We start from the raw sequence: 25807 nt of genomic DNA on the forward strand, positions 1-25807 counted from the left end.
CGTTGTCCCAATCAAGGAGATCATCGATGAACCAGTCCCAAGGAAAGCGTGCCGTATTGGCTATCACGACAGCACTGTTCAGTGCCTCGACTCTTGCCGGTGTCTACCCCGATTTTGGCTATCAGCCACCCGCCAGCCAATATTCAGGCCCGTTGTTCGAACTTAGCCAGAGTTACCCGACCCAAGCTCCCCAAGGAGCGCTGCCGGATTTTTTCAAAAAACTCCCGGCCAAACCCGACAACAACTTTGAAACCTGGCGTGCCTACATGGAGGAGGTGAAGGACTATTGCCTGGAAGGCAATGTCGAGGTCGATTGGAATGTACAGAAGAACAAGCTGCGTCAGTGGTACCACATGCCTTGGCAGCACTATGGCCCGCTGGGGCGTGAAGGTATTCATGGTCTGACCAAGGAAGCGCAAATTCCGGTCAAACAACTGGCACAGACGCAGATCGCCAGCGGCCAGACCTACGCCGTGGGCATTTACAACGACATTGGCGCCTACACCATTGGCGAGGTCTGGAAAGATCCGAACAACCCGGATCCTGGCTTCACTTCGCAACCCAAAAGCTTTGCCAATGGCACCGTAGTCTGCAAGGCATTGTTTGCCGATATTGATCGCACCACCGTACCGTTCCTCGTCAACCCGGTGTTGTGGCAAGGCTATATCACTGAAACTTTCACGTCCGCAAATCGCAAGATCAAAGATGTTGCGCTCATTCAGATGGACATCGCCGTGCGTGATACCCGTATGAGCGACACAGGCTGGATTTTCGGCACCTTCCAGTACAACGGGGCTAAAACCGGCAAACCCGGTTGGGACAATCTCGTTCCGGTCGGGATCATGTGGGGTAACGATCCGAAAGAAACCGGCAATGACTTCACCAATCCGACGCCGACTGAAACCAGAATCAACCCGGCATTGCAGCAGACGGCAATCAACGCCAACACCAAAGAACTGCCGCCCACCCACCTGGGCTGGAACGGTCGCCTCAACGGGCCTGTAGACAACCCCAACAGTTCCTGCCTGAGCTGCCACGCCACGGGGGAGTCGCCACAGGTGGCGATCATGAATCCCACCTTCCAGCCCAAGGACAAAATACCGAGCCCGGGTTCTGCGGAATGGATGAAGTGGTTCCAGAATATTCCGGCGGGTCATCCGTTCACGCCAGGGACCAAGAGCACGGACTACAGTCTGCAACTGTCAGGCGGTCTGGTTAATTATTTCGAATGGAAATGTGACATGAGCGGGATCTACGCCGATGGCAAGAACGCCTGCGCCAAGGTTCAGAACCTCAAGTTGAAAATGCTCAAGACAGGCGACGACAATTCGCAGCCTCAGCAAAAAGTCATGCGTGACCCAAGCTTGCAGCAATTGCTCGAGTAAAGTGCAGCAGCCTCCAGACGTCTCGGCGTCTGGAGGTTTTCAATCAGTTGATCACGATGCTGCCATCGGCCTGTTGCTTGTAAATCGTGTAGGGCAGCAGAAACGTATCCAGCACACCTGAGACTGCTGCATCGACCACCAGGCCAAGGGAGGCGTTGTTGTAATTGAACGCGTCGACGTCATCCGGCTTTTCGGCGTGCAGCATGCAGAAGTCGTAGGTTGCACCGCTATAAATGCGCGGAACAGCGCCGCAGTAGCTCTTCTTGGTTTTCAGCTGGTCCACAGAAGCCTTGTCGCTGAGCACGACGGTCTGCACCGTCCCGCACCCGCCGAGCATCAACACCGTCAGCATCACTGCCTGAATTTTCATTACCGCCCAATCCTTTCGCCGGAAAAACCTCAATCTACGCCGAGCAGGCGCAAAAAGCACTCACGCCATCGGCGGTAACCGGCGCTTGACCGGGGTTTTCTTGACGATCGCGGTGTTGGTTTCGGCCAGCGTATTGAGGCGATCGAGCAGGGGTGTCCAGCTGTTCCATCGAACGCACATGCAATCGGGCGATGAAGCAATCTTCCCCGGTGACCTTGTCGCACTCGGTGAACTCCGGGATCGACATGATTTGCCGCTCCACCTCCTGCAATTGCCCCGGCAGTGGTCGCACCCGGACGATCGCCTGGAGCTGATAGCCGAAGCATTTGGGGTCGATCTCGACGGTATAGCCCTTGAGCACGCCGCGCTCCTCCAGGCGGCGCAGGCGTTCGGCCACGCTGGGTGAGGACAGGCCGCTGATTTGCGCCAATGCCTTGAGCGAGCGACGCGAGTCGTCCATCAAGGCGCTGATGAGGATCTGGTCGATATCGTCGGTCATGGGGCAACTCCGGTATTAGGCATTTGAGGGAAACCACCCGCGATAAAAAAGGCAGAAATCGAGTTTAGCCTGCTTTTTGCGCTGGAGGCGCTCGTGGTCGGCTTGGCATACTTTTGCCACGCTTTCGTCAAACGCTTAGGGAGATCGATGATGGACAACACAATCCGCCGTGGTTCATTGGAAATGACCGCCGCCATGCTGATTTCCGGGACCATCGGCTGGTTCGTGCTGGTGTCCGGGCAACCGGTGCTGGATGTGGTGTTCTGGCGTTGCGTGTTCGGCGCCGGCACCTTGCTGCTGATATGCGCGGCGTTCGGCTTCTTGCGTCCGGGCATTCTGACCCGCACCACGTTCCTGCTCGCGGTGCTCAGTGGGGTGGCGATTGTCGGCAACTGGGTGTTGTTGTTCGGCTCGTATTCCCGCGCCTCGATTGCCATCGGCACAGCGGTCTACAACGTGCAGCCGTTCATGCTGGTCGGTTTGGCGGCGCTGTTTCTCGGCGAGAAAATCACCTTGCAAAAGCTGTTCTGGCTGGCGATTTCCTTTCTCGGCATGCTGGCGATCGTCAGTGCCCATGGCGGGCAGGGCGAGGGCGGTAGCGAATATCTGCTGGGGATTGCGCTGGCGTTGGGGGCGGCGTTGCTCTACGCGATGGCGGCGCTGATCATCAAGCGCCTGACTGGCACGCCGCCGCATCTGATCGCGCTGATCCAGGTCTGCACCGGAGTGCTGTTGCTCGCGCCGTTCGCGCACTTCAACGGCCTGCCGCAAACCAACGGAGCCTGGGCCAGTCTGGTGACGCTGGGCATCGTCCACACCGGCCTGATGTATGTGCTGCTGTACGGCGCGATCCAGAAGCTGCCGACGGCCCTGACCGGTGCGCTGTCCTTCATCTACCCGATTGCGGCGATTTTCGTCGACTGGTTCGCCTTCGGCCATCGCCTGCAGATCCTGCAATGGATCGGGGTGGCAGCAATTCTGCTGGCCGCCGCCGGGATGCAACAGGGCTGGGGCCTGAAAGCCCGGCGCCAGCTCAAATCGGTTTGATCAGATCCTTGAACAGGCCTTTGAGCTGCTGATTGCCGGCATCCACCAGATGGTTGTCGTCAAAGTACAGCGGCACGCCGTCCATGGAGCCCATGCAATTGCCGTCGGGGCACAGGTACGGCGTCGGGTCGATCACCGTCGCGTTGCAGCGGCTGGCGGCGGCTTCGATGGTTGCGATGGCGATGCGGTTGCGCTTCTCATAGACCTGCAACGGCAAGGAAATGTCTGTGTTTTGCCGGAACAGACGCTGATTCAGATTCAAGCCCTTGTAGACGCTGAAAGGCATCTCCGGGATCGGTTTGACGATGTACACCGGATGGTTTTCCGCGATCGAGCAGACCGTGCTGACGTACTCTTCGGTATACGCTTCGGCAAACGTGGCCTGGCGCTCGGGAAAGGAAATCCGGTAGCTGTTTTCCCGGCCCGAATCCGCATACAGCGCCGCACGGCTGAACAGCACCACCGGCACGCCGGCGTACGCGGTTTTCAGTTGTTGCAGCTTTTCCTGATTGAAGCCCCGGCACTGGCTTTCGACGGTCTTGTCGTGCATGGCGAAGTGCGTCAGGGTCGGGCAACCGCCCCGTGACCATGACAGTGCCGCCTGAGGATTTTCCATCTGCACCGCCGCTGCGGTGGATTGCGCATGGCTGTCGCCGTACAGAATTACCGACACATCACCCGTGCCCAGTTTGCAATCCGCCGCCGCATAGGCATTCGGGTAGCACTCCTGCGGATACAGCTTGCTGGTGTATTCCGGCTGGCCAAGTTCGACCAGTGCCGGGCGCCAGTCGGGGTGTTGCTTGACCAGCGACGACGTCGTTGCCGACACGGCCACCACCGCTACCGTCAGTGACGCGAACTTGACCACTGTTCGAGTAGCGCTCGTACCTTTCTTCACCTTCGATTCCACCAGGTAGAACGACAGGGTGCCGAGGGCGAACGAGGCGATGATTGCGCCGATCACGTGCGGCCAGCTGCTCAACAGCCCGCACAGGTAAAGCAGTACCACCAGCGGCCAATGCCACAGGTACACCGAGTAGGAAATGCTCCCGACAAATTGCAGCGCAGGATTGCCGCTGAACATCGACCGGGTGTTGGCGTGAATCACCAGCATCGTCCCCAGCACCGGCACCAGTGCCAGGTAGCCCGGCCACAGATCCGCCTCAGAAAAAACCAGCACGCTGACGGCAATCGCCAGCAGACCGAGCCCTTCGCAAATCGCGCCGCCGCGCTGGCTCAATCGCAGGGGAAACAGAAAAACCAGGCCGCCAGCGATCATTTCCCAGGCGCGGGTGGGCAGCATGTAGAAGGCGAACGTCGGGTTGACGCGGGTCACGATGATGGACGCCAGCAGCGAAATCAGCGCCACGGCCAGCAAGGCAACGCGAGTTTTATCGGTGCCGAAGAACCGGTGCAGCCCCATGATCAGCACGGGGTAAAGCAGGTAGAACTGCCATTCGACCGACAGCGACCAGGTATGCAGCAACCAGTTTTCATGCAGCGGCGCCGCGAAGTAATTGCCGCTTTGGGCAAAGCTGAAGTTCGAGCTGAACAGCAGACTGCTCTTGATCGTACGGATGGTTTCGCGCAAGTCATCCAGCGACAGATAAAAGTAGCCGAAGATCAGCAGCGCAACGCACAGGACCAGCAGGGCGGGAATGATGCGGCGGGCGCGGGAGGCATAGAAACCGAGGAGGGAAAAGTTCTGCTGCTGCACGCCATTGACGATGATGCCGGTCATCAGGAAGCCGGAGATGACGAAGAACACGTCTACGCCGACGAATCCGCCCTCGAACCCTGGCACCTTGAAATGAAACAGCACGACCGAAAGCACGGCCAGTGCCCGCAGGGCGTTGATACTCTTCCTGAATTGCATTTATGCGTCCATGTCACATCCATTGTGCGGCGCATTGTAGTGATGATGTCAGCTTTGTTACATGGGTTTTTTCCGACGGCTCAGATGTTCCAGCGCGGTGCAGTCATCGCCAGGCGTTGGCGCAGCTCGCCAATGTTTGCGGCCAGTTGTCGGGTCAGCAACCGGTAGCCGTCCAGCGTGTTGTAGAGCGGTGTGTCGAGGCTGGCGTCCGGTAATTCCAGCGGTCGCTGCAGGTGTTGCGTGGCGCCGGACTTCAAGGCCCGGGCCATGCCGATCAGTTGCACGCGGATCACCCGGTGCTCGGCCCGCAGTGCCGATTGCAGGTGCGCCATGGCTTCAGGGTCGTTGGCATCCGGGCGTGTGTTGCCGAGGATCTCCAGAGTGCTGACGCACATGCGCAGGTTGCGTTGAATCGCGTCCAGTTCGGTCATGGAGATTTTCACTTCCTTGGACACCGAAGGCATCAGCGAGCGCAGTTGCACCATAACCGTAGTCACCCGGCCCATCAGCTTCAGATGTTCATCGGCGCTGACCGGTTGGCCGCTGATGATCCGCCCGTACAACGTGGCGCAGTCGCGCAAGGCATCGGCCAGGTTGTAGCGCCACGAATACACGGCGTACAGCGGCAGGGCGAAGGAAAATGCCAGGGCCAGGGCGATGCCGATCAGGATGTCGACCCCGCGCCATAAGCCATCGGTGATCGGGTTGTCGCCATGCCCGGCGACAATGAATACGGTGATTGCCGAGAGCAGGGCGGTGTACCCGCCCTTGCCGATCGCGTGATAGGAGAAGAACCCGCAGACCACCGCCATGGCAAAGTAGGTCAGCCACGGCAGGCCCAGCCATGCCTGTTGCGCCACCAGCAGCAGACCGACGCCGGCACCGATCAGGGTGCCGGTGGCGCGTTCGGCGGCTTTCTTGCCGATGTTGCCGTGGTGTTGCAGGCCGCCAATCACCACCAGCATGGTCACCGACCCCCACTCGCCGTGGGGCAGGTTGATGCCGGTGGTCAGCAGGATGGTCGCCAGCAGCCCCAGCGCTACCCGCACCGCGTGAATCAATCGGGCGTGCTGGTAGCGGCGGTACGGGTCCAGCAACGGACGCAGGATTCGCCGCAGCAGCGGTGGCAGTCGTTGGGTGCTGAAGGTGCTCAGTGCAAAGTCCTCGTCAGAAGATGTAATCGGTGGTCAGGAAGCTCGAATCGCGGCCGCGAATGATTTCGCTGATCAGATCCTTGTTGCTGTCCTGGAACTTGGTCGCCACCAGTGTGCGGATCGAAAACACCCGCAGGGCATCGTGTACCGACAGCGTGCCCTCGGCGGAGTTCTTGCGCCCGTTGAACGGGTAGGTGTCCGGGCCGCGCTGGCACTGGGCGTTGAGGTTGATCCGCCCGACCTGATTGGCGAAGGTATCGACCAGTCGGCCGATCGCCACCGGGTTGGTGCCGAACAGGCTCAGTTGTTGGCCGAAATCCGATTCCAGCACGTAGTCGATCACGGTATCGAGGTGACGGTACGGCACGATCGGCACCACCGGGCCGAACTGTTCTTCGTTGTACACGCGCATCTGCGGCGTCACCGGGTACAGCACGGCGGGGTAGAAGAACGATTCGCGACTCTCGCCGCCATTCGGGTTGACCACTTGTGCGCCCTTGCTCTGCGCGTCGGCCACCAGACCGTGCAGGTAGTCGACCTTGCCCGACTCCGGCAGCGGCGTCAGCGCCACGCCGCTGTCCCACGGCATGCCCGGCTTGAGGGTGGCGAGTTTGGCGTTGAATTTTTCGATGAAGGCGTCGACCACGTCCTCGTGCACAAAGAGGATCTTCAGCGCGGTGCAGCGCTGGCCGTTGAACGACAGCGAACCGGTGACCGCTTCGCTGACCGCATTGTCCAGATCGACTTCCGGCAGGACGATGCCGGGGTTCTTCGCATCCAGGCCCAGCGCGGCGCGCAAGCGGTGTGGTTTCGGGTGCAGTTTCTTCAGGTCGCTGGCGGCCTTGTTGGTGCCGATGAAGGCAAAGATGTCGATCTTGCCGCTGGCCATCAGCGCGCTGACGGTTTCGCGGCCGCTGCCGTAGATCACGTTGATCACGCCGGTCGGGAAACTGTCGCGGAACGCTTCGAGCAGCGGGCGGATCAGCAACACGCCGAGCTTGGCCGGTTTGAACACCACGGTGTTGCCCATGATCAGCGCCGGAATCAGCGTGGTGAAGGTTTCGTTCAGTGGATAGTTGTAAGGCCCCATGCACAGTGCCACGCCGAGCGGCACGCGGCGGATCTGGCCGAGAGTGTCCTGTTCCAGTTCGAAACGGCTGGAGCGGCGGTCGAGTTCTTTCAGTGCGTTGATGGTGTCGACGATGTAGTCGCAGGTGCGGTCGAACTCTTTTTCCGAGTCCTTGAGGTTCTTGCCGATCTCCCACATCAGCAGCTTGACCACGGCTTCGCGCTGCTGGCGCATCCGGCCGAGGAACGCTTCGACGTGCTGGATGCGTTCGGCCACGCGCATGGTCGGCCACAGGCCCTGACCACGATCGTAGGCGCGCACGGCGGCGTCGAGGGCGGTGAGGGCGGTGTCGGCGTCGAGCAGCGGGGTGCTGCCGAGAATCACTTGTTCATCGCCATTTTCGCCGTGCAGATACACCGGGCTGCGCACGGTGGCGAGTGGGCCGTCCCAGCGCCGCAGTTGGCCATCGACGAGGTATTCGCGTTGCTCGACCTGACCGTCGAGGCGGTATTTTTCCGGGATGTCGCTGACAGAAGGGAACAGATTGCCAAGGATGTTTGCTGTGGTCATGTCGCTACCCCGTGTTGATGTCCGTATACAGATCAAAAAGTCTTTACAGGTTATACGCCTGAATGCGCCGATATTTAAACCCGCCAATGTCACGCGAATGTCACGCAGAGATGCGGAACAGAGCTCTGACTGGTTTATGAAATCCAATGTGGGAGCGGGCTTGCTCGCGAATGCGTCCTTTCAACTGACATCCTCATGGCTGACACACCGCATTCGCGAGCAAGCCCGCTCCCACAGTTGAATGGGGTGGCCTGAACACTCTCTACTGGCCCCGGTTGGCCCCATCGTTGTCCGGCAATGCCCTCAACCCGCTGCCGTGCCTGCCTTAAGGTGTGATCACAACAAAAAGCGATGCCACCCTCGAGGATCGTTATGCGGGCAATCCCACTCACTTTACTGCTGGCGCTGATGATGACGCTGTGCGGCTGCGACGAAAAATCCGCACCGCCGGCGACCACTCACAATGCTACTCCCACCGACCCGGCACTGGCGCAGATCTACACCAACAGCTGCCAGCTGTGTCACGCCAACCCGGCTGCCAATGCGCCGCTCACTGGCGATCGTCAAGCCTGGGAACCACGCATCCGCCAGGGCGCCGACACGCTGCTCGACCACGCCATCAACGGCTACAACGGCATGCCGCCGATGGGCCAGTGTGTCGAGTGCAGCGAAGAACAATTCCTGCAACTGATCGGCTTCATGGCCGACCAGCCCCTCCCACAATAAGGGCGCGCGCATGAGTATGGATCTGACACGGCGTCAGGTGTTGCAACGGGCAAGCATCGTCGGCGCGTTCAGTGCATTGGCGGCCAATCCCGCGCTGGGACAATTGATGCGCGCCCCGCGACTGATTCCCTGGCGCAACTGGTCGGGCGGGCAGAGTTGCCTGCCGGCGGCGCGGCTGGCGCCGAAGAATCTTGATGAACTAAGTGCTGCGATTCGTCAGGCTCAGGGCAAAATCCGCCCGGTCGGTTCCGCGCATTCGTTCAGCGCACTGGTGCCCACCGACGGCACTTTGCTGTCGCTGAGCTACTTCACCGGGCTGCTCGACCACGATCCGAACACCCTGCAGGCCGAATTCGGCGCCGGTACGCCAATGTCGCGCATGGGCGTGCCGCTGAAGGACGTCGGCCAGGCCCTGCAGAACATGGCCGATATCGATTACCAGACTCTCGCCGGGGCAATTTCCACCTCGACCCACGGCACCGGGAAAACCTTTCAGTCGTACTCGGCGCATGTCTGCGGCCTGCAACTGGTGACGGCCGACGGCGAGGTGCTGGACTGCGACAGCCAGCGTCACCCTGAAGTATTCAACGCGGCTCGCGTTTCGCTCGGCGCTCTTGGCGTGGCCACCAGAATCCGTCTGCAAAATCGCCCGGCCTACCGCCTGCGCGAACGCCAGTGGATCGCCAAGACCGAAGAGCTGCTGGAAGACCTCGACAAAAACACCCGGGAAAATCAGCACTGGGAAATGCTCGTGGTCACCCATTCCGACTACGCGCTGTCCATCGCCCTCAACGAAACCAGCGACCCGGCCACGCCGCCGATTCCCCCTGAGGAGGAGGGCGGCAACGAGTTCGTGACCCTGATCGAGAAGATCGACAAATACGGCAGCGACTTCCCCGAGCTGCGCCGCACGCTGCTTAACAGCCTGCGGCATATGGCGAGTTTCGATGACCGGGTCGGCGACTCGTTCGACATCTACGCCAACGTGCGCACCGTGCGCTTCAACGAGATGGAATACTCGGTGCCCGCCGAACACGGCCCGGCCTGTCTGCGTGAAATCCTCAAGCTGATTCAGGACAAGGACCTGCGCACCTGGTTTCCCATCGAGTACCGCTACGTCAAGGCCGACGACATTCCGCTGAGCATGTTCGAGGGCCGCGACAGCTGTTCGATCTCGGTGCACCAGCATTACCAGATGGATCACCACAACTTCTTCGCCGCGGTCGAGCCGATCTTCTGGAAGTACAACGGCCGCCCGCACTGGGGCAAATTGCACACGCTCAACGCGAAGAATCTGCAACCGCTGTACCCGCGCTGGCACGAGTTTGTCGACGTCCGTCAGGCGCTGGATCCGAGCGGACGCTTTCTCAATGCGCATCTGTCGTCGATTCTGGGGGTGAGCTGATGGCGGTCAATCGACGCAATTTTCTCCTCGGCACGCTGGGTGTCGGCGCTTTGTTAGTGGGCGTGGGCGCCTGGCTGCGACCGGGTGATCGTGGCGGCCCGTACAGCGAGTATTTTCGCGCGCTGAATAAAGAATTGAAGGACAACGGCCCGATGCGCCCGGTGTTGTTGATCGATCTGGATCGCCTCGATCACAACATCGACGTGGTGGTGCAGTCGGTCAAACGCGGCGGCAAGCAATTGCGTCTGGTGGAAAAATCCCTGCCGTCGCCGGGCTTGTTGAGCTACATCGCGCAACGGGCCGGGACGCAAAAACTCATGTCGTTTCACCAGCCGTTCCTCAATCACGACGCCGTCACGTTTCCCCAGTCCGACATCCTGCTCGGCAAGCCGTTGCCGGTGCGTTCAGCCGAGCTGTTTTATCAGACTCACAAAGGCTCGTTCGATCCTTCCAGGCAACTGCAATGGCTGCTCGACGGGCCTGAGCGCTTGCAGCAATACCTCGCGCTGGCGCAGGGTCTGGGCACGCGGATGCGCATCAACATCGAGCTGGATGTCGGCCTGCATCGCGGTGGGGTCAGTGATGTGAATGTGTTGGGGCAGATGCTCACGCTCATCAGCGCCAATCCGCAGCATCTGCAGTTCGCCGGGTTCATGGGTTACGACCCGTTCGTGGGTATGGGCGTGCCGGGGATACTCGGCTCACCGGAAGAACTGTTCGCCAAGGTCATGCTGATTTATCAGCGCTGCGTGGATTTCACCCGCCAGCAGTTTCCGGCGTTGTGGAACGAAAACCTGTGCCTGAACACCGCCGGCAGCCCGAGTTACCGCATCCACGAAAACGAGAAACTGAGCACTGAGGTGTCGGTGGGCACGGCGATGCTCAAACCGACGCATTACGACCTGCCGTCGCTGGTTGACCACGTGCCGGCGACCTACATCGCCACGCCGGTACTGAAAAGCACTGGTGCGGTGAATATCCCGGCGCTGGATGACAAGTCGACGTTGTTCTCGTGGTGGGACACCAACCAGCGGCAGACTTTTTTCATCTACGGCGGCAACTGGATGGCCGAGTTCGAATCCCCGCCAGGGTTGCAGAGCAATGGGGTGTACGGGCGCAGTTCGAATCAGGAGATGGTCAACGGCTCCAACGCCGTGGGCCTGACCATCGAAGATCAAGTGTTCCTGCGCCCGACCCAGACTGAAGCCGTCCTCCTGCAATTCGGTGATCTGCTGGCGGTGCGTGGCGGCAAGATTGTCGACACCTGGCCGGTCTACACCTGACCCAAAAACACCTCAGATACCCCTGTGGGAGCGGGCTTGCTCGCGAAAGCGTCCTGTCGGTCAGCATCTATTTGACTGGCACACCGCATTCGCGAGCAAGCCCGCTCCCACAGGGTTTTGTGTTGTCTGTCAAATCCCGATCAATTTCTGTAATGAAGCTTTTATGACAAAAGTTCGGTAGCACATAGCCAGTCCGGTCATGCCTATGTAACGCGCTTGAGGGGCCCAACGGGGCGCTTTTCACAAGCCGAGGCGGGACGCCGGGAGTGAGGCAATGGGGACTATGGAACGCTACTCGAAAGTGGGCATGCAGGAACTCGATCAGCGCCTGTCGAAGATCGTCGAGGCCGCGCGCAAGAAGCCGGTTTCGGTATATCGCTACGGCGCGCCGTGGGTCTGGATCGTGTCGCAGGATGACTGGCAGGGCGCCTTGAAAGAGGTCTCCAGCTACATTCCGCCCGGCCATTCGCTGGTGTTGCTGCGCCCGCAGATTGATGACTTGCTCGACGCCCACCAAGGCCTGCTGCACGAGCTCAATGTCGAGCCGGGCATGCTCATCCCCGCGCAAACCGTCATGCACATCCTGCTCCTGCAACTGCTGTATTCGGTGCCCAGCGAGCAGCAACTTTATGAGCAACTCAATTACAACCTGCTGTTCCGCTGGTTCGTCGGTCTTGGCCTGAACCAGAAAGTCTGGAGCTTCAACGTCCTCAGTCGCGACATCGCCACGCTGCTCAACAACCCGCGTGCGGTGCAGCTCATCCAGAAAATCATCGGCGAAGTGTTCTGCGGTGCCTTGCTGCAAATGCCCGAGTTCTCGTTGAACTTCGCGCTGCTGCACACCTGGCTCGGCAAGCACAGCGGTGTCTCGACAGTCAGCAACTGACGCAACACACAAGGCGCGCAACAGCGCCAACAGGTCATCGCGAATTCAGGGGGTAGTGTGGATCAGATTTTCACGTCACGGCTGGCGCTGTGGGGCTGGCTGCTGGTGACGGCCGGCGCGCAACCGGCATTCGCCGAAGAGGCCGCCCAAGGCGCCGCGCCGCAACGTCTGGTGGACGTCAACGAATACTTCGTGCGCGGCAACACCGTGCTCGACGCCAGGGCCATCGAAGAAGCGGTGTACCCGTTTCTCGGCCCGCAAAAAGCCATGACTGACATCGAAGGCGCCCGCGATGCCCTGCAGAAGGCCTATCAGGAGCGTGGCTACCAATCGGTGTTCGTCGAGTTGCCGGAGCAATCGGTGGCGGACGGCATCGTCTATCTGCAAGTCAGCGAAACCAAGGTCGGCCGGGTGCGCGTGGTCGGCGCCAAACACTATTCGCCGCTGGACATCCGCGACAACGTCCCGGCGCTGAAAGAAGGCGAGGTGCCGGACTTCGCCAAGGTTCAGGGCGAACTGGCGCAGCTCAATAAAACCCCGGGCCGCCAGGTCATGCCGCTGGTGCGCGAAGGTCAACGCCCCGGCACCATGGACGTCGATTTGCAGGTCGAAGACCAGAACCCGTGGAGCGCCAGCGTCGGCCTCAACAACGATTACAGCGCCGACACCGAGAAGCTGCGCGCCGTGACCAGTCTCGGCTACAACAACCTCTGGCAGCTCGGCCACAGCATCAACCTGACATTCTTCACCGCGCCGCAAGACACCGACAACGCCAAGGTCTGGTCGGCTTCCTACACAGCGCCGTTGAGCGAGCGCTGGAGCGTGCAGTTCTCCGGTTATCAGTCCGACAGCAACGTCGCCACCATCGGCGGCAGTAACGTGTTGGGCAAGGGGCACTCCTACGGCGTGTCGGCGATCTACACGTTGCCGTCCAGTGGCAACTGGTCGAACTCGCTGTCGGCCGGTATCGACTTCAAGGACTTCGACGAGCGCCTGACCCTGTCCGGCGAGAGCGACAAGGTGCCGCTGAAATACGCGCCGTTCACCTTCGCCTACAACGGTTTCCGCTACACCGAAAAAAGTCAGCTTGGACTCGGCCTGAGCCTGGTCGCAGCCACCCGCAGCATTTTCGGTTACGGCAGCTCCGACGAAGACTTCGACTACAAACGCTACCGGGCCAACCCGAGTTTCGCCGTGCTCAAGGGCGACAGCAATTTCACCTGGACTTTCGACAACGACTGGCAGAGCGCGAGCAAAGGCGCGTTCCAGCTGGCGTCGGGGCCACTGGTCTCCAACGAACAGTTTTCCGCTGGCGGCGCGACCTCGGTGCGCGGCTATCTGGCGGCCGAGCGCACCGGCGATGACGGCGTGCTGCTCAGTCAGGAACTGCGCACGCCGTCGCTGGCGAAATACGCCGGCAGCTGGATGCAGGAATGGCGCTTCTACGCCTTTGCCGAAGGCGCGCAACTGTACCTGCGCGACGAACTGCCGGACCAGGACGCCAGTTACGCCCTGGCCAGCGTCGGCCTCGGCACCCGCGCCAGCCTGAGCAAATGGCTGTCCGGCAGCCTCGACTGGGGCTACCCGTTACTCGAAGGGCCGAACACCTCGAAGCAGGAGTCGCGCCTGCACTTCAACCTTCAAGCCACTTTCTAAAGGAGCACGTTCATGCAGCGCCTCATTCTTTCGTTGTTGATCTGCCTGGGCTTCGTGCTCCCGGCCACGGCGCAGGCCTGGTGGCAGGACGACTGGCATTACCGCAAACAGATCGCCGTCGACACCACGCCGCAGGGCGCCGGGATCAATCAGGCCCTGGGCCGCACTGCGCTGCTGGTGCGCCTGCACACCGGCAATTTCACCTTCGACGGGGTCAAGGAAGACGGCGCGGATTTGCGCTTCGTCGCCGCCGATGACAAGACCGTGCTCAACCACCAGATCGAAAGCTTCGATGCGCTGATGGGCATGGCGCTGATCTGGGTCGATGTGCCGAATGTCGAGGGCAGCCAGCGTCAGGACATCTGGATGTACTACGGCAATCAGAAGGCCCCGGCCACCGGCAACGGCCAGTTGACCTTCGATCCGAATTACACCGCGCTGTACCACTTCGACGGCACCACCGGCACCCCGGCCAAGGACACCACCGCTTACGGCAACACCGCACAAAGCGCCACCGGCGCGGCGATTGACGGCGTGGTCGGGCGCGCCTTGCAGTTCAGCGGCCAGCCGTTGCTGCTGCCGGCCAGCCCATCGTTGCAGCACAACGCGGGCAGCGCGTTCACCTTCAGCGTCTGGCTGCGTCTGGATCAGGCCAATGGCGAGCAACTGATCCTTGCCCGCCGCGAAGGCGCCAACAGCCTGCTGGTCGGGGTCAATCAGGGTGTGCCGTTTGTGGAGATCGACGGCCAGCGCGCCGTGGCCACTCAGCCGCTGAATCCAGGCCAATGGCAGCACGTCGCGCTGACCGCCGAAGGTTCGAAAGTCAGCTTGTACATTAACGGTCGTGAGGGCGCGTCCCTCGCTCAAGCGATGCCGGCGTTCAATTCGGTGATGGCGATTGGCGGCGATCTGACCGCTGGCCCGTTCCAACCGTTCGTGGGCGCCATCGACGAACTGCGCCTGTCGAAAGTCGCGCGTCCGGCGCCGTTGCTGCTGGCTGACGCCACCGCGCAAGGCGCCGAGTCGAAACTGGTGGCCTACGGCGTCGACGAAGAACAGTCCGGTTTCGGCTTCGGCAGCCTCGGTTTCCTGCTCAACGCGGTACCGGTGGACGCCTGGGTGATCATCGCCGTGCTGGTGCTGATGATGTTCCAGTCGTGGATCATCATGCTGCGCAAGAACCGCACCCTCAGCCGCGTGAGCAAGGCCAACGAGGATTTCCGCGAGCAGTTCGCCAAGGTCGGTACCCGTCTGGAGATGTTCGCCGACGACGCGCAACTCGCTCAGCGTCTGCAGCACTCGCCGCTGTGGCGCCTGTACTCGGTGGCGGTCAAGGAAATCCGTACTCGCCGCGAGCAGGGCGCCGATACCTCTTCGGTGTCGGCGGCAACCATCGAAGCGATCCGCTGCTCGATGGACGGCGTGCGTACCCGTGAGAACCAGGCGCTCAGCTCGAAACTTTCGACCCTGTCCAACGCCATCGCCGGCGGCCCGTACATCGGCCTGCTCGGCACCGTGCTGGGGATCATGGTGGTGTTCCTCGGCACCGCCATGGCCGGCGACGTCAATATCAACGCCATCGCGCCCGGCATGGCCGCCGCATTGCTGGCCACCGCCATGGGCCTGTTCGTCGCGATCCCGGCGCTGTTTGGCTACAACCGCCTGATCACCCGCAACAAGGAAGTCAGCGCCGACATGCGCGTGTTCGTCGACGAGTTCATCACGCGTCTGGCGGAGATGCACGGCGAGAGCCAGTTCAGTGAGTCGTCGCATCAGCGCGGTCATCACGCCAACCACTCCGTACCGGCCTGAGGAGCACTGCCATGGCGTCCGTAAATGCCTCCCACGACGATGACGAAGATGCAGCGGTGGACAGCATCAACATCACCCCGCTGGTCGACGTGCTGATGGTGGTGCTGGTGATGTTTATCCTCACCGCCACCGCGCAGGTCTCCGGGATCCAGATCAACCTGCCCAAGGCCAGCGCCTCGGTGTCGCTGTCGGAGGCCAAGACCAAAGCGATTTCGGTCAACGACGGCGGTCAGGTGTTCCTCGACGCCTACCCGGTGACCCTTGCGGAGCTGGAAGAGCGCCTGCGTATCGAGAAGGCGCAGAGCCCGGACTTCCCGGTGATCGTGCGCGGCGACGCCACGGTGCAGTACCAGAAGGTCATTGAAGTGCTGGATCTGTTGCGCCGGCTCGAACTGTCTCAGGTCGGTCTGGTGACCGGCAAACCGACGCAGGGCTGAGTGATGACCGCACAACTTCCGATCGAGCCGCTGCCGGTGAAAAGGTCGCCGATGCGCTTTGTAAAGTGGGGCGCCGGGCTGCTGCTCGGCGCGCTCGCCGCGTGGTTCCTGTGGCAGTGGGCCAATGACATGAGCGGCGTGCGCCGTGAAGCGCCGAAGGTGCCGACGATCATTCCGTTGCCGCCTCCGCCGCCGCCACCTCCGGAAAAGCCGCCGGAGCCGGAAACCCCGGTGGAAGAAAAAGTCATCGAGCCCGAACCCACGCCCGAGCCGCAAGAGGTCAAGCCCGAGGAAGAGGCGCCGCCATCGCCGGCGGACGATCTGGCCAACCCGATGCAAATGGACGGTGACGCGCAGAGTGGCAACGACGCTTTCAACATCGGCGCTGGCAAGGGTGGCGGCATGGCCGGTGCGGGTGGCGGACGCCTGGGCACCGGCACTTACAGCCAGTTCCTCGCGTTCACTTTTCAGCGCTTGCTGCGCGAGAACTCCGATCTGCGCAACCTCGCATTCTCGCTGCAGGCCGATGTGTGGCTGAGCAGCGTCGGCGAAATCACCCGGGTCGAGCTGGTCAAGTCCAGCGGCAAGCCCGAGATCGACACTCAGGTGCTGGCCGCATTGCGTAACGCGCCCCATCTGAGCGAACGGCCACCGGCCTCCATCACTTTGCCTGTGCGCCTGTCCCTGCAAGGGCGGCGTCCGGGTTAACCCACTTATTCATTGCCAAGCATTCAAGCTTTGCCAAAAGGAGTTGTGTGCAGATGATTTCCAACGTGAATCGATTGTCCCTGGCGGTCGGCATGGTCATTGCGACCCTGGTCGGTCAGGCCGCGGCAGCGCCTGCGCCCTCGGAGAACGCCACGATCAATCTGATCCGCTTGCTGGTCGAGCAGGGCATTCTGAAACAGGACAAGGCTGACGCGCTGATCGCCCAGGCGCAGAACGAAGCCGCCCAGGCCAAGCAGGCAGCGGCTTCGACAGCCGTAGCGGCCGGACCGGTGGCGGCACCGGGCGATGTGCGCGTGCAGTACGTGCCAGCGGCAGTGCGCGACCAGATCCGCGATCAGGTCAAAGCCGAAGTCATGGCCACCGCCAAGCAGGAAAACTGGGCGGCGCCCAACACCTTCCCGGACTGGGCTTCGCGCATCAGCTTCGATGGCGACATCCGCCTGCGCGACGAATCGCGCTACTACTCGGGCAGCAACAGCAACGAAATCGTCGACTTCGCCAAACTCAACAACAACGGCCCGTACGACGTGAACCCCAACAGCAGCACCAGCCTGCCGCCGTTGCTCAACACCCGTGAAGACCGCACCAACCAATTCCGCCTGCGCGCACGGCTGGGCATGAAAGCGGTGATCTCGCCGGAATGGACCGCCGGCATCCGCATCGGCACCGGCTCGGACAACAACCCGGTGTCGACCACGCAGAACCTCGGCGGCGGCTTCGCCAAGAAAGACATCTGGCTCGATCAGGGCTACCTGAACTGGAAGCCGACCGATGAGCTGACCCTGACCGGCGGGCGTTTCGCCAACCCGTTCATGTCCACCGACATGCTCTATTCCAACGACCTGAATTTCGACGGCGTGGCGGCGATTTTCGACCACAAGCTCAACCGCGACTGGGGTGTGTTCGGCACCGTCGGCGCGTTCCCGGTGGATTACACCAACGACACCACCACCAGCAACGGTTTCGACAAGGAAGAAAGCGACAACAAGTGGCTCTACGGCGCGCAGCTCGGCGCTAAGTGGGCGATCAACAGCAACAACCGCCTCAAAGGTGCGCTGGCCTACTACCGCTTCGACGACATTCAAGGCCAACGCTCCAGCCCTTGCGAACCTTGGGCCGGCGCCCCGGGCTGCGACACCGATGGCACCCGTGCGGCGTTCATGCAGAAGGGCAACAGCGTGTTCCTGCTGCGCGACATCACGCCGAACCCGGCCAACCCGACCACCACACCGCAGCCGCAGTTTGTCGGCCTGGCATCGGAGTTCAACCTGCTCGACCTGAACCTGGTGTGGGACGCCGATCTGCCAGAGGACTTCAAGCTGCGCAGCCAGGGCAACTACATCCACAACCTCGGTTACGACGAAGGCGACATGCGCAAACGCGCCGAGGGGCAGATCGTCAACAACCTCAACAGCAGCGGCGAGATCGAAAGCGGCGCCAATGCGTGGATGGTCCAGTTCACCCTCGGCAATGCGCTGGACCTGAAGAAGCAGGGCGACTGGAATATGTTCGCCGGGTACAAGTACATCCAGCCGGACGCCTTGCCCGACGGCTTCAACGATTCGTCGTTCCACCTCGGCGGCACCAACGCCAAGGGCTATTTCCTCGGCGGCAATTACGGTCTGGCGAAGAACGTCTACGCCACCGGCCGCTGGCTGAGCACCGAGGCGGTGTACGGCGCGCCGTTCGACATCGACGTCTTGCAGCTTGAGATCAACACGCGCTTCTAAGGCGCCGGGAGTACGGTCATGCACGCACGAGTTTTTCTGTTGGGGCTGAGTTTTTTCATCGCACAAGGCGCGCACGCCGAAGGCATGGAGGAGCGTCTGCGCACCCAGTTGCGCAGCACCACCCAGCAGTTGCAGACCCTGCAGAGCCAGCAGGCCCAAGCCAGCGCCGCGCAACTGGCGGCGCAGAACGAAGCCAAGGCTGCGCAGGCGCAGATCAAGCAATTGACCGCCGAACTGGCCAAGGCCAAAGGCGTCGCCGAGCAGTTGGCCGGCCAGCAGCAGAACCTGCACAACCAGGCGCAAGCGCAAGTCGCCGCCAGCAGCGAACAGGTCGGCAAGTTCAAGAAGGCCTACGACGAGTTGCTGGTCATGGCCCGTGCCAAAGAGGCAGAACGGTCTAAGCTTCAAGCGCAATTGGCTGAACGTGACACACAAGTGCAGCAATGTTCAGTCAAGAATCAGCAGATGTATGGCGTCGCCAAGCAGATCCTCAGCGCCTACGAAAACATCGATGTGGCCGAGGTGATGAAGATCCGCCAGCCCTTTGCGGGTAGTGCCCGGGTCAAGTTCGATGAGTTGGCCCAGGGGTTCGGTGACGAGCTGTACAAGACTCAATTCGACGCGCCACAAGCCGCGCTCGCACACTGATTTACCAACAAGGAAGAAGTCATGACTCAATTGATCAGCCATGTGTCCCCACAATCCCTGACCGACGTCCTGCAAGCCGCCGGTTATCGCGTCAACCAGACCGAACAGAACGGCATCGTACAGTTGCTCAGCGCCAGTCAGGGCATCGGTTATGCCGTGCGTTTCGGCAACCCGGCGGTGGAGCAGGGCAGCTACGTCGATTTCACTTTCAGCTGCGCGCTGCGGGTGCAAGGTGAGTTGCCACAGGGCGTGGCCGAACAGTGGAACGCCACCCGGCGTTTTGCGCGGTTGTCGTTGCAGGGCGAGTTTCTGGTGATGGAGATGGACGTGGTGCTGGCGGCCGGTGTGAGCCACGATCACCTGCGCGGCAATCTGGAATTGTGGGATCGCCTGTTGCAGGAGTTCATCGTCTACCTGCGTGATTTCAGCCAGGCCGCACAAGCTTCGACAGCAAAAGTCGCCACCACTGAGCAAGAGGAAGTCGCGCTGTGAAAAAGCCTGCCATGGTGATCGGCGCCGGGGCAGTGGCGCTGTTGGTGGTAGCCGTGGCGCTGGTGCTGCGACCGGGTGCTGACCCGGTTGCCGCCCAGCAATCGTCGCCGTTGGCGGCGGTTGCTGCGGGGCCTGCGGTGGCGCGGTTGGGCAATCAGCAAGTGACGCCGCAGGAGTTGCAGGCGCTGCTGGCGACCGTCCCGCCGGCGACTCGCGAGCAATTGCGCGGCAACCGTGAAGCGCTGGAGCGCTGGATTCGTGCGCGGTTGGCGGAAAAAGCCGTGTTGGAACAGGCCGACGCTCAGGGCTGGGCACAGCGTCCGGACGTGGTGCGGCAAACCCGCGCGGCCACTGAGCAGATCGTCTTTCGCGATTACCTGCGCTCGGTCAGCACGGTGCCGGCGGACTACCCGAGTGCGAGCGAGTTGCAGCAGGCGTATGACGCTGGCAAGGGCAACTGGCAGACTCCGGCGTTGTATCGGGTGAGCCAGATTTTCCTCGCGGTGCCGGATGCCCAGAGCCTGGAAGCTGTGCGCAAGCAGGCCACCGAGCTAAGCAAGAAGGCCCAGAGCACACCGGGGGATTTTGCCGCGCTGGCGACTCAGTATTCGCAGGATCGCCTGACCGCCGAACGCGGCGGCGACACCGGGCTGCAACCGTTGCAGCAACTGGTGCCGGAGGTAAGGGGTGCGGTGGCGAAATTGAAGGTCGGTGCGGTGTCCGATCCAGTGCAGAGCGCGGCCGGCTTCCATGTGATCAAACTCACTGAACAGCAACCGGCACGTACTGCGACCCTCGACGAACTGCGCGACCAATTGACTCAAGCCTTGCGTGCGCAACGTCAGGAGCAGATTGCTCAGGCGTATCTGGACGGGATGCTCAATACCGCGACGCTGAGTATCGATGGGGCTGAGCTGAACAAGGTCCTCGAAGAGAAACGCTGATGGTGATTCACCGCAGATCCCGGGTGGGAGCGGGCTTGCTCGCGAAAGCGGTGGGTCTTTCAACAAACAAGTTGGCTGGCATGGCCCCTTCGCGAGCAAGCCCGCTCCCACATTAGAACCGTGGCGTTTTCCAAAATACAAAGATCGACAGGGAGTCATCGATGTCATTCACCGAACCCGCAGGACGACAGGGTAGCCCCGACTGTCGCTGGGCACAGGGCGAGCGCGAGCCTTGGCTGGCGCAAGCCGCGACCATCGATGCCGAGGTCGCGCAATATTTTCTGGTCAGTGCCCGCTGCGGTTGCTTCATGCAGGCCGCGCGCAGCCTCAACGTGCGCTCGACCTTGCTGCGCAAGCAGTTGGCGCAGCTTGAGCAGGAACTGCAGCACTCGCTGTTCAGCTTTCAGGGCAGCGCCCTGAGCCTGACCCGCGAAGGTCAGCAGTTGCAGGCGCAATTGGTCGCGCTGGCCCACGAACGCAAACTGCCGGTGGTCGAGCAACCGTTGATCCGTCTGGCGGTAGCCGAATCGATCCTGCATGACATCCTCGGTCGCGACCTGATCGCGTTGCTGCGGCGCAATGCCAGCGTGCGCCTGGAGATCATTGCGCTGGACAGCGAGTTGGCCTTGCGCGCAGTCAGCGCCGACGTGGTGCTGTGGCTGGCTCACGGCGAAACCTCCAGCCCCGGCCCGACCTTCGCCACCAGTCAGCCGCAGGCCCTGGCGCGTCTGGATTACCTGCCGCACATCGCCAAACGCTATTCCCGCGTCACCGCGCGCCCGGCGAGTGCCGACGACCTCAGCGATTTCATGCTGGTGCAATGGCAGCACGACCGGCAGATCGACAGCTTCCGGCCGTGGAATGAACTGGTCGAACAACGTCTAGCCGGCGTGGTGCAGATGCAGTCCTATGAGCTGATGCTGGAAATGATCCGCTGCAGCGCTTGCATCGGGTTGCTGCCGGCGTACATGAGCCGTTTCGATCGCGGGCTGATTGCGCTGCCGGGGCTGTTTGACGAGCCGATGCAGTTGCAGGCATGGCTGGCGGTGAATGCTGAATCCCGGGACGTCGCCGAGGTGCAAACCCTGGTCGAACTGATCCAGCACACCTTCAACGAACGCCAGGAATGGTTCCAGACCTGATCTTCCCAACACCCCCAATCCACTGTGGGAGCGGGCTTGCTCGCGAAGGCGGTGTGTCAGGCAACAGAAGTGCTGAATTTCAGACCGTATTCGCGAGCAAGCCCGCTCCCACAGTTTGAAACCTCGCCAAATTGATAACCGGCAGTTTAGAGTGATCAGCCACACATCGATCCAGGAAGGATCCGCCATGCCCGACCACAACCCCGCCATCACCCTCGAACGCTTCAACGAATCCCATATCGAGGCCGTTACCGCGCTGTACAACGATCCGGCCGTGACCCGGCAGGTGTTGCAGATGCCGTTTCAGTCCACCGAGATCTGGCGCCAACGGCTGCTGGCGGAGAACGAGCGGATGGTCAAACTGGTGGCGCTGCATCAGGGCGCGGTGGTCGGTCATCTCGGGCTGGAAAACTATTCGCGGATTCGCCGCGCCCACGCCGGCAGCGTCGGCATGGCCGTCGCTGTGGCGTGGCAAGGCAAGGGTGTCGGGTCGAAACTGCTGGCGGCGGCGCTGGACGTCGCCGACAACTGGATGAACCTGCACCGGGTCGAACTCTCGGTGTACGCCGACAACCAGGCGGCCATCGGTCTCTACCGCAAGTTCGGCTTCGAGAACGAAGGCCTGTTTCGTGACTACGCCGTGCGCGACGGGCAATGGGTCGACACCCTGAGCATGGCCCGTCTGCGTCGTCGATAAGCCAAAAAATCCTGTGGGAGTCAGTTGCCCAGAGCGAACGCCACCGCCGACTGCGCATGCAGCTCGGTGGTGTCGAGCAGGGGCAGGGCGCTGTGTTCGGGTTTGACCAGCAGGCCGATTTCCGTGCAGCCGAGGATGATCGCCTGGGCGCCGCGCGCGGTCAGCGCTTCGATCACCCGTTGATAGATTTTGCGTGATTCGTCACTGATCACCCCGACGCACAGTTCGTCATAGATGATCCGGTGCACGTCCTTGCGTTCGGCGTCGTCCGGCACCAGTACCGTCAGACCCTGCGCAATCAGGCGCTGCTTGAGAAAATCCTGCTCCATGGTGAACGCCGTGCCGAGCAGACCGACCGTGCGCGCATCGATGGCCAATGCTGCCTGCGCCGCCGGTTCGGCGATGTGCAGGAACGGAATGCTGATCGCTGCCTGAATCTGCGCCGCTACCTTGTGCATGGTGTTGGTACACAGCACCACGCATTCGGCGCCGCCGGCCTCGAGCCTGCGCGCGGCATCCACCAGAATCGCCGCTGCGTCGTCCCAGCGCCCGGCGTGCTGGGCCTGTTCGACCGGGCCGAAGTCGACGCTGTACATCAGGATTTGCGCCGAGCGCAGCGAGCCGAGCCGGTCACGAACCTGTTGATTGATGAGACGATAATATTCCGCGCTGGATTCCCAGCTCATGCCGCCGATCAGGCCGATGGTGCGCATTGAAATTCCTCGAACAATGGCCCGTATTGGAAAAGTCGGGCTCCGGCCGAGTGTCCATCGGTTCAATGACGGATGCCAGTACAAAGCAACTGTACCGTTGATCCTGTTGCCAAGTGTCCCGGTGCCGGCGATCGAGGTTTAACGTACGCCGGCGCCTCGATCTGTCACTATCGACTATCGCAGGCTCTCCCCGAGGAACGTACCGATGAACGACGTACAACAACTGGGCGAAATGCTTCGTCACTATGCCGAGAGTGAAGCGCACAAGAAGCAATTGTTCGAAACGCAGTCACAGGCGTGGGCCAGCCGCATCACCGAGCTGTTCGGCCAGATCCAGCAATGGCTGGAACCGGTGCAGGCACCGAACCTGCTGGAGGTGAGCCGCGAGGCTTACGTCGCATTCGGGCCGAGCACGCCGGTGGAAACCTCGACCTTCAAGACGGAGAAACTGAGCATCGTGATCGCCGGCAAAGCGGTGGAGTTCGTGCCAGACGTGATGGGCAGCACCGGGCAGATTTCCCTGGCGGTGATGGGCCTGACGGCGGCGCGCTACGGCAGTATTTCGTTGGTCGGGCTGCCGAACGGCGAGTGGCAATGGCGCAAGACCAATGGCTTGAAGGATCCCGACACGTTTGTGTTTGATGCGGATTTTCTCGCGCAGCAGCTGCAGAGCCTGATCCCGCGCGATCGCGCCTAGATCTCAGGATTTGCACAAGTCCCCTGTAGGAGTGAGCCTGCTCGCGATAGCGGTATATCAGTCACCATACAGTTGGCTGAATGACCGCAATCGCGAGCAGGCTCACTCCTACAAAGGGGCGGTGGTGGGGTTACATCTCGAGGTTGATCCAGCCCGGCTTCGCCTCTTCCGGCGCCACCGCCTTCACGGTTTTGCCGGTCGCCAGCTCCACCCGCCGTGCCACCTCCGGATCATCAGCAAACGGCACCATGCTCGCATCGTCGAGGCTCTCTGAAGTCTGATGGCGCAGGCAGTACTCCACCGCCAGCCACAGAAACACCACCCCCAGCACATTCAAGAAAATATCCATCCTCTGCGGCTCCCTGCCTCAGGCGATCTGCGCCTGGCTGCGTGCCAGCGCCACGTCGGCGACCCGCACCGTGCGCCAGACGTTGTAGGCCATCAGCAGCATGCCGCTGAGGAAGAACACCCCGCCGGCAAAGCGCACGATGAACCCCGGATGACTGGCCTGCAGCGCTTCGACGAAGGAGTAGGTCAGCGTGCCGTCCTCGTTGATCGCTCGCCACATCAGGCCCTGAGTGATGCCGTTGACCCACATCGACGCGATGTACAACACCGTGCCGATGGTCGCCAGCCAGAAGTGCAGGTTGATCAGCGGCGTGCTGTACATCTGCTCGCGGCCAAAGACTTTCGGCACCATGTGATACGTCGCGCCGAAGGTGATCATCGCCACCCAGCCCAAAGCCCCGGCGTGAACGTGGCCGATGGTCCAGTCGGTGTAGTGGGAGAGAGCGTTGACCGTCTTGATCGCCATCATCGGGCCTTCGAAGGTCGACATGCCGTAGAACGCCAGCGACAGCACCAGGAAGCGCAAAATCGGGTCGGTGCGCAACTTATGCCAGGCACCGGACAAGGTCATCATGCCGTTGATCATGCCGCCCCAGCTCGGCGCCAGCAGGATCAGTGACATGGCCATGCCCAGCGACTGCGCCCAGTCCGGCAGTGCGGTGTAGTGCAAGTGGTGCGGGCCGGCCCAGATGTACAGGGTGATCAGCGCCCAGAAATGCACGATCGACAACCGATACGAATACACCGGGCGATTCACCTGTTTTGGCACGAAGTAATACATCATTCCGAGGAAGCCGGTGGTCAGGAAGAAACCCACCGCGTTATGGCCGTACCACCACTGCACCATGGCATCGGTGGCCCCGGAATACACCGGATAGGATTTGAACCAGTCCACCGGGATCGACAGGTGATTGACCACGTGCAGCATGGCGATCACCAGAATGAACGCGCCGAAGAACCAGTTGCCGACATAGATGTGTTTGGTCTTGCGCTGCACCACGGTGGTGAAAAACACGATGGCGTACGCGACCCAGACCACCGCCATCCACACCGCGCCGGAGAATTCGATCTCGGCGTATTCCTTGGTGGTGGTGTAGCCCAGCGGCAGGGTGATCAGCATGATCACGATCACCGATTGCCAGCCCCAGAAGGTGAAGGCCGCGAGCTTGTCCGAATACAGCCGCACCTGGCAGGTGCGCTGCACCGCGTAGTAACTGGCGGCGAATTGCGCGCTGCCGGCGAAACCGAAAATCACCAGGCTGGTGTGCAATGGCCGCAAGCGGCCGAAGGTGGTCCAGGGCAGGTCGAGGTTCATGTCCGGCCACACCAGTTGCGAGGCGATCCAGACCCCCATCGCCATGCCGACAACACCCCAGAAAACCGTCGCGATAACGAATTGGCGGACGACCTTGTAGTTATAAGCCTGTCCGATTGTTGCTGTGCTCATGGTCAGTTCATCCACGGTTGCAAAGTCTTGCCAGGCCACCCTGGT

The 25807-nt window shown here is 61.5% G+C and carries 24 protein-coding genes and 1 pseudogene; 17 read left to right on the forward strand and 8 right to left on the reverse strand.

From position 1 onward, the window contains the following. Nucleotides 1-26: 26 nt before the first annotated feature. Nucleotides 27-1385: a hypothetical protein gene (locus tag E3Z29_RS15860; RefSeq protein WP_134786258.1), complete on the forward strand. Its 1359-nt coding sequence runs from the start codon at nt 27-29 to the stop codon at nt 1383-1385. 43 nt (nt 1386-1428) lie between these two features. Here the strand turns inward: E3Z29_RS15860 and E3Z29_RS15865 are convergent, their stop codons facing one another. Together E3Z29_RS15865 and E3Z29_RS15870 are read right to left on the reverse strand one after the other, a co-directional pair. Next, complete coding sequence (locus tag E3Z29_RS15865) at nt 1429-1755, reverse strand: YceK/YidQ family lipoprotein (protein WP_134786259.1); 327 nt, start codon at nt 1753-1755, stop codon at nt 1429-1431. Nucleotides 1756-1815: 60 nt separating this feature from the next. Beyond that, a pseudogene (locus tag E3Z29_RS15870) lies at nt 1816-2254 on the reverse strand (Lrp/AsnC family transcriptional regulator). A gap of 150 nt (nt 2255-2404) precedes the next feature. Here E3Z29_RS15870 and E3Z29_RS15875 point away from each other — a divergent pair. After that, nucleotides 2405-3301, forward strand: coding sequence for a DMT family transporter (locus tag E3Z29_RS15875; RefSeq protein WP_027613771.1), 897 nt, complete (start codon nt 2405-2407; stop codon nt 3299-3301). On the opposite strand, the gene E3Z29_RS15880 is transcribed toward E3Z29_RS15875, so the two are convergent. The 3 genes from E3Z29_RS15880 to E3Z29_RS15890 form a co-directional block, all read right to left on the reverse strand. Continuing rightward, entirely contained in the window at nt 3288-5177 is a 1890-nt protein-coding gene (locus tag E3Z29_RS15880) for an acyltransferase family protein (RefSeq protein ID WP_134786260.1), read from the reverse strand. The genes E3Z29_RS15875 and E3Z29_RS15880 overlap by 14 nt on opposite strands. Before the next feature lie 80 nt (nt 5178-5257). Continuing rightward, a complete protein-coding gene (locus tag E3Z29_RS15885; protein WP_177416210.1) occupies nt 5258-6298 on the reverse strand; it encodes an FUSC family protein in 1041 nt (346 codons plus the stop codon). A 46-nt stretch (nt 6299-6344) separates the two neighbouring features. Further along, nucleotides 6345-7970, reverse strand: a complete 1626-nt coding sequence (locus E3Z29_RS15890; RefSeq protein WP_027613768.1) for an NADP-dependent glyceraldehyde-3-phosphate dehydrogenase — start codon at nt 7968-7970, stop codon at nt 6345-6347. 372 nt (nt 7971-8342) lie between these two features. Here E3Z29_RS15890 and E3Z29_RS15895 point away from each other — a divergent pair, with 372 nt between their 5' ends. The 14 genes from E3Z29_RS15895 (at nt 8343) to E3Z29_RS15965 (ending at nt 22557) form a co-directional block, all read left to right on the forward strand. After that, nucleotides 8343-8696: a cytochrome c5 family protein gene (locus E3Z29_RS15895; RefSeq protein WP_134786262.1), complete on the forward strand. Its 354-nt coding sequence runs from the start codon at nt 8343-8345 to the stop codon at nt 8694-8696. A 76-nt stretch (nt 8697-8772) separates the two neighbouring features. Continuing rightward, a complete protein-coding gene (locus tag E3Z29_RS15900; RefSeq protein ID WP_167734203.1) occupies nt 8773-10101 on the forward strand; it encodes a D-arabinono-1,4-lactone oxidase in 1329 nt (442 codons plus the stop codon). Between the two features lie 74 nt (nt 10102-10175). After that, entirely contained in the window at nt 10176-11384 is a 1209-nt protein-coding gene (locus E3Z29_RS15905; RefSeq protein WP_167734205.1) for a DSD1 family PLP-dependent enzyme, read from the forward strand. Nucleotides 11385-11658: 274 nt separating this feature from the next. Continuing rightward, nucleotides 11659-12270, forward strand: a complete 612-nt coding sequence (locus tag E3Z29_RS15910) for a transposase (protein WP_098963896.1) — start codon at nt 11659-11661, stop codon at nt 12268-12270. Nucleotides 12271-12327: 57 nt separating this feature from the next. Next, on the forward strand, nt 12328-13926 hold the full coding sequence (locus tag E3Z29_RS15915) for a ShlB/FhaC/HecB family hemolysin secretion/activation protein (protein WP_134786265.1): 1599 nt from the start codon (nt 12328-12330) through the stop codon (nt 13924-13926). Nucleotides 13927-13938: 12 nt separating this feature from the next. After that, nucleotides 13939-15738 (forward strand): DUF2341 domain-containing protein, encoded by a 1800-nt coding sequence (locus E3Z29_RS15920; RefSeq protein ID WP_134786266.1) that lies wholly within the window; start codon nt 13939-13941, stop codon nt 15736-15738. 11 nt (nt 15739-15749) lie between these two features. Next, entirely contained in the window at nt 15750-16175 is a 426-nt protein-coding gene (locus tag E3Z29_RS15925; protein ID WP_003224462.1) for a biopolymer transporter ExbD, read from the forward strand. A 3-nt stretch (nt 16176-16178) separates the two neighbouring features. After that, nucleotides 16179-16883, forward strand: a complete 705-nt coding sequence (locus tag E3Z29_RS15930; protein WP_134786267.1) for an energy transducer TonB — start codon at nt 16179-16181, stop codon at nt 16881-16883. A 53-nt stretch (nt 16884-16936) separates the two neighbouring features. Then, nucleotides 16937-18634, forward strand: a complete 1698-nt coding sequence (locus tag E3Z29_RS15935) for a putative porin (RefSeq protein ID WP_134786268.1) — start codon at nt 16937-16939, stop codon at nt 18632-18634. 18 nt (nt 18635-18652) lie between these two features. Further along, a complete protein-coding gene (locus tag E3Z29_RS15940) occupies nt 18653-19282 on the forward strand; it encodes a DNA repair protein (RefSeq protein ID WP_134786269.1) in 630 nt (209 codons plus the stop codon). Nucleotides 19283-19303: 21 nt separating this feature from the next. Then, complete coding sequence (locus E3Z29_RS15945; protein WP_134786270.1) at nt 19304-19774, forward strand: YbjN domain-containing protein; 471 nt, start codon at nt 19304-19306, stop codon at nt 19772-19774. Next, nucleotides 19771-20718 carry a peptidylprolyl isomerase gene (locus tag E3Z29_RS15950; protein ID WP_134786271.1) on the forward strand — a complete coding sequence of 316 codons (948 nt, stop codon included), beginning with the start codon at nt 19771-19773 and terminating at the stop codon, nt 20716-20718. Before E3Z29_RS15945 ends, E3Z29_RS15950 begins: the two co-directional genes overlap by 4 nt. A gap of 161 nt (nt 20719-20879) precedes the next feature. Beyond that, nucleotides 20880-21860, forward strand: coding sequence for a LysR family transcriptional regulator (locus E3Z29_RS15955; RefSeq protein ID WP_134786272.1), 981 nt, complete (start codon nt 20880-20882; stop codon nt 21858-21860). A 187-nt stretch (nt 21861-22047) separates the two neighbouring features. Continuing rightward, entirely contained in the window at nt 22048-22557 is a 510-nt protein-coding gene (locus E3Z29_RS15965; protein WP_134786273.1) for a GNAT family N-acetyltransferase, read from the forward strand. Between the two features lie 20 nt (nt 22558-22577). On the opposite strand, the gene E3Z29_RS15970 is transcribed toward E3Z29_RS15965, so the two are convergent. Further along, a complete protein-coding gene (locus E3Z29_RS15970) occupies nt 22578-23270 on the reverse strand; it encodes an aspartate/glutamate racemase family protein (RefSeq protein WP_098963905.1) in 693 nt (230 codons plus the stop codon). A gap of 205 nt (nt 23271-23475) precedes the next feature. Here E3Z29_RS15970 and E3Z29_RS15975 point away from each other — a divergent pair, with 205 nt between their 5' ends. Then, nucleotides 23476-23967 (forward strand): hypothetical protein, encoded by a 492-nt coding sequence (locus E3Z29_RS15975; RefSeq protein WP_134786274.1) that lies wholly within the window; start codon nt 23476-23478, stop codon nt 23965-23967. Nucleotides 23968-24097: 130 nt separating this feature from the next. Here E3Z29_RS15975 and E3Z29_RS15980 read toward each other — a convergent pair whose 3' ends face one another. After that, a complete protein-coding gene (locus E3Z29_RS15980; RefSeq protein ID WP_027613752.1) occupies nt 24098-24316 on the reverse strand; it encodes a hypothetical protein in 219 nt (72 codons plus the stop codon). 18 nt (nt 24317-24334) lie between these two features. Next, nucleotides 24335-25762 carry a cytochrome-c oxidase, cbb3-type subunit I gene (gene ccoN, locus E3Z29_RS15985; protein WP_047294666.1) on the reverse strand — a complete coding sequence of 476 codons (1428 nt, stop codon included), beginning with the start codon at nt 25760-25762 and terminating at the stop codon, nt 24335-24337. Nucleotides 25763-25807: the final 45 nt, after the last annotated feature.

Origin of the sequence: Pseudomonas sp. S150 (genome assembly GCF_004526365.1) — a bacterium.
Classification (GTDB): domain Bacteria; phylum Pseudomonadota; class Gammaproteobacteria; order Pseudomonadales; family Pseudomonadaceae; genus Aquipseudomonas; species Aquipseudomonas putida_A.

Bases quoted from the DNA above. Each gene is read 5' to 3' on its own strand.
- E3Z29_RS15930 (WP_134786267.1), top strand. From the start codon at position 16,179: ATGACCGCACAACTTCCGATCGAGCCGCTGCCGGTGAAAAGGTCGCCG.
- E3Z29_RS15935 (WP_134786268.1), top strand. From the start codon at position 16,937: ATGATTTCCAACGTGAATCGATTGTCCCTGGCGGTCGGCATGGTCATT.
- E3Z29_RS15865 (WP_134786259.1), bottom strand. From the start codon at position 1,755: ATGAAAATTCAGGCAGTGATGCTGACGGTGTTGATGCTCGGCGGGTGC.
- E3Z29_RS15970 (WP_098963905.1), bottom strand. From the start codon at position 23,270: ATGCGCACCATCGGCCTGATCGGCGGCATGAGCTGGGAATCCAGCGCG.
- E3Z29_RS15975 (WP_134786274.1), top strand. From the start codon at position 23,476: ATGAACGACGTACAACAACTGGGCGAAATGCTTCGTCACTATGCCGAG.
- E3Z29_RS15920 (WP_134786266.1), top strand. From the start codon at position 13,939: ATGCAGCGCCTCATTCTTTCGTTGTTGATCTGCCTGGGCTTCGTGCTC.
- E3Z29_RS15945 (WP_134786270.1), top strand. From the start codon at position 19,304: ATGACTCAATTGATCAGCCATGTGTCCCCACAATCCCTGACCGACGTC.
- E3Z29_RS15940 (WP_134786269.1), top strand. From the start codon at position 18,653: ATGCACGCACGAGTTTTTCTGTTGGGGCTGAGTTTTTTCATCGCACAA.
- E3Z29_RS15965 (WP_134786273.1), top strand. From the start codon at position 22,048: ATGCCCGACCACAACCCCGCCATCACCCTCGAACGCTTCAACGAATCC.
- E3Z29_RS15925 (WP_003224462.1), top strand. From the start codon at position 15,750: ATGGCGTCCGTAAATGCCTCCCACGACGATGACGAAGATGCAGCGGTG.
- ccoN (WP_047294666.1), bottom strand. From the start codon at position 25,762: ATGAGCACAGCAACAATCGGACAGGCTTATAACTACAAGGTCGTCCGC.
- E3Z29_RS15895 (WP_134786262.1), top strand. From the start codon at position 8,343: ATGCGGGCAATCCCACTCACTTTACTGCTGGCGCTGATGATGACGCTG.
- E3Z29_RS15890 (WP_027613768.1), bottom strand. From the start codon at position 7,970: ATGACCACAGCAAACATCCTTGGCAATCTGTTCCCTTCTGTCAGCGAC.
- E3Z29_RS15910 (WP_098963896.1), top strand. From the start codon at position 11,659: ATGGGGACTATGGAACGCTACTCGAAAGTGGGCATGCAGGAACTCGAT.
- E3Z29_RS15980 (WP_027613752.1), bottom strand. From the start codon at position 24,316: ATGGATATTTTCTTGAATGTGCTGGGGGTGGTGTTTCTGTGGCTGGCG.
- E3Z29_RS15875 (WP_027613771.1), top strand. From the start codon at position 2,405: ATGGACAACACAATCCGCCGTGGTTCATTGGAAATGACCGCCGCCATG.
- E3Z29_RS15880 (WP_134786260.1), bottom strand. From the start codon at position 5,177: ATGCAATTCAGGAAGAGTATCAACGCCCTGCGGGCACTGGCCGTGCTT.
- E3Z29_RS15860 (WP_134786258.1), top strand. From the start codon at position 27: ATGAACCAGTCCCAAGGAAAGCGTGCCGTATTGGCTATCACGACAGCA.
- E3Z29_RS15955 (WP_134786272.1), top strand. From the start codon at position 20,880: ATGTCATTCACCGAACCCGCAGGACGACAGGGTAGCCCCGACTGTCGC.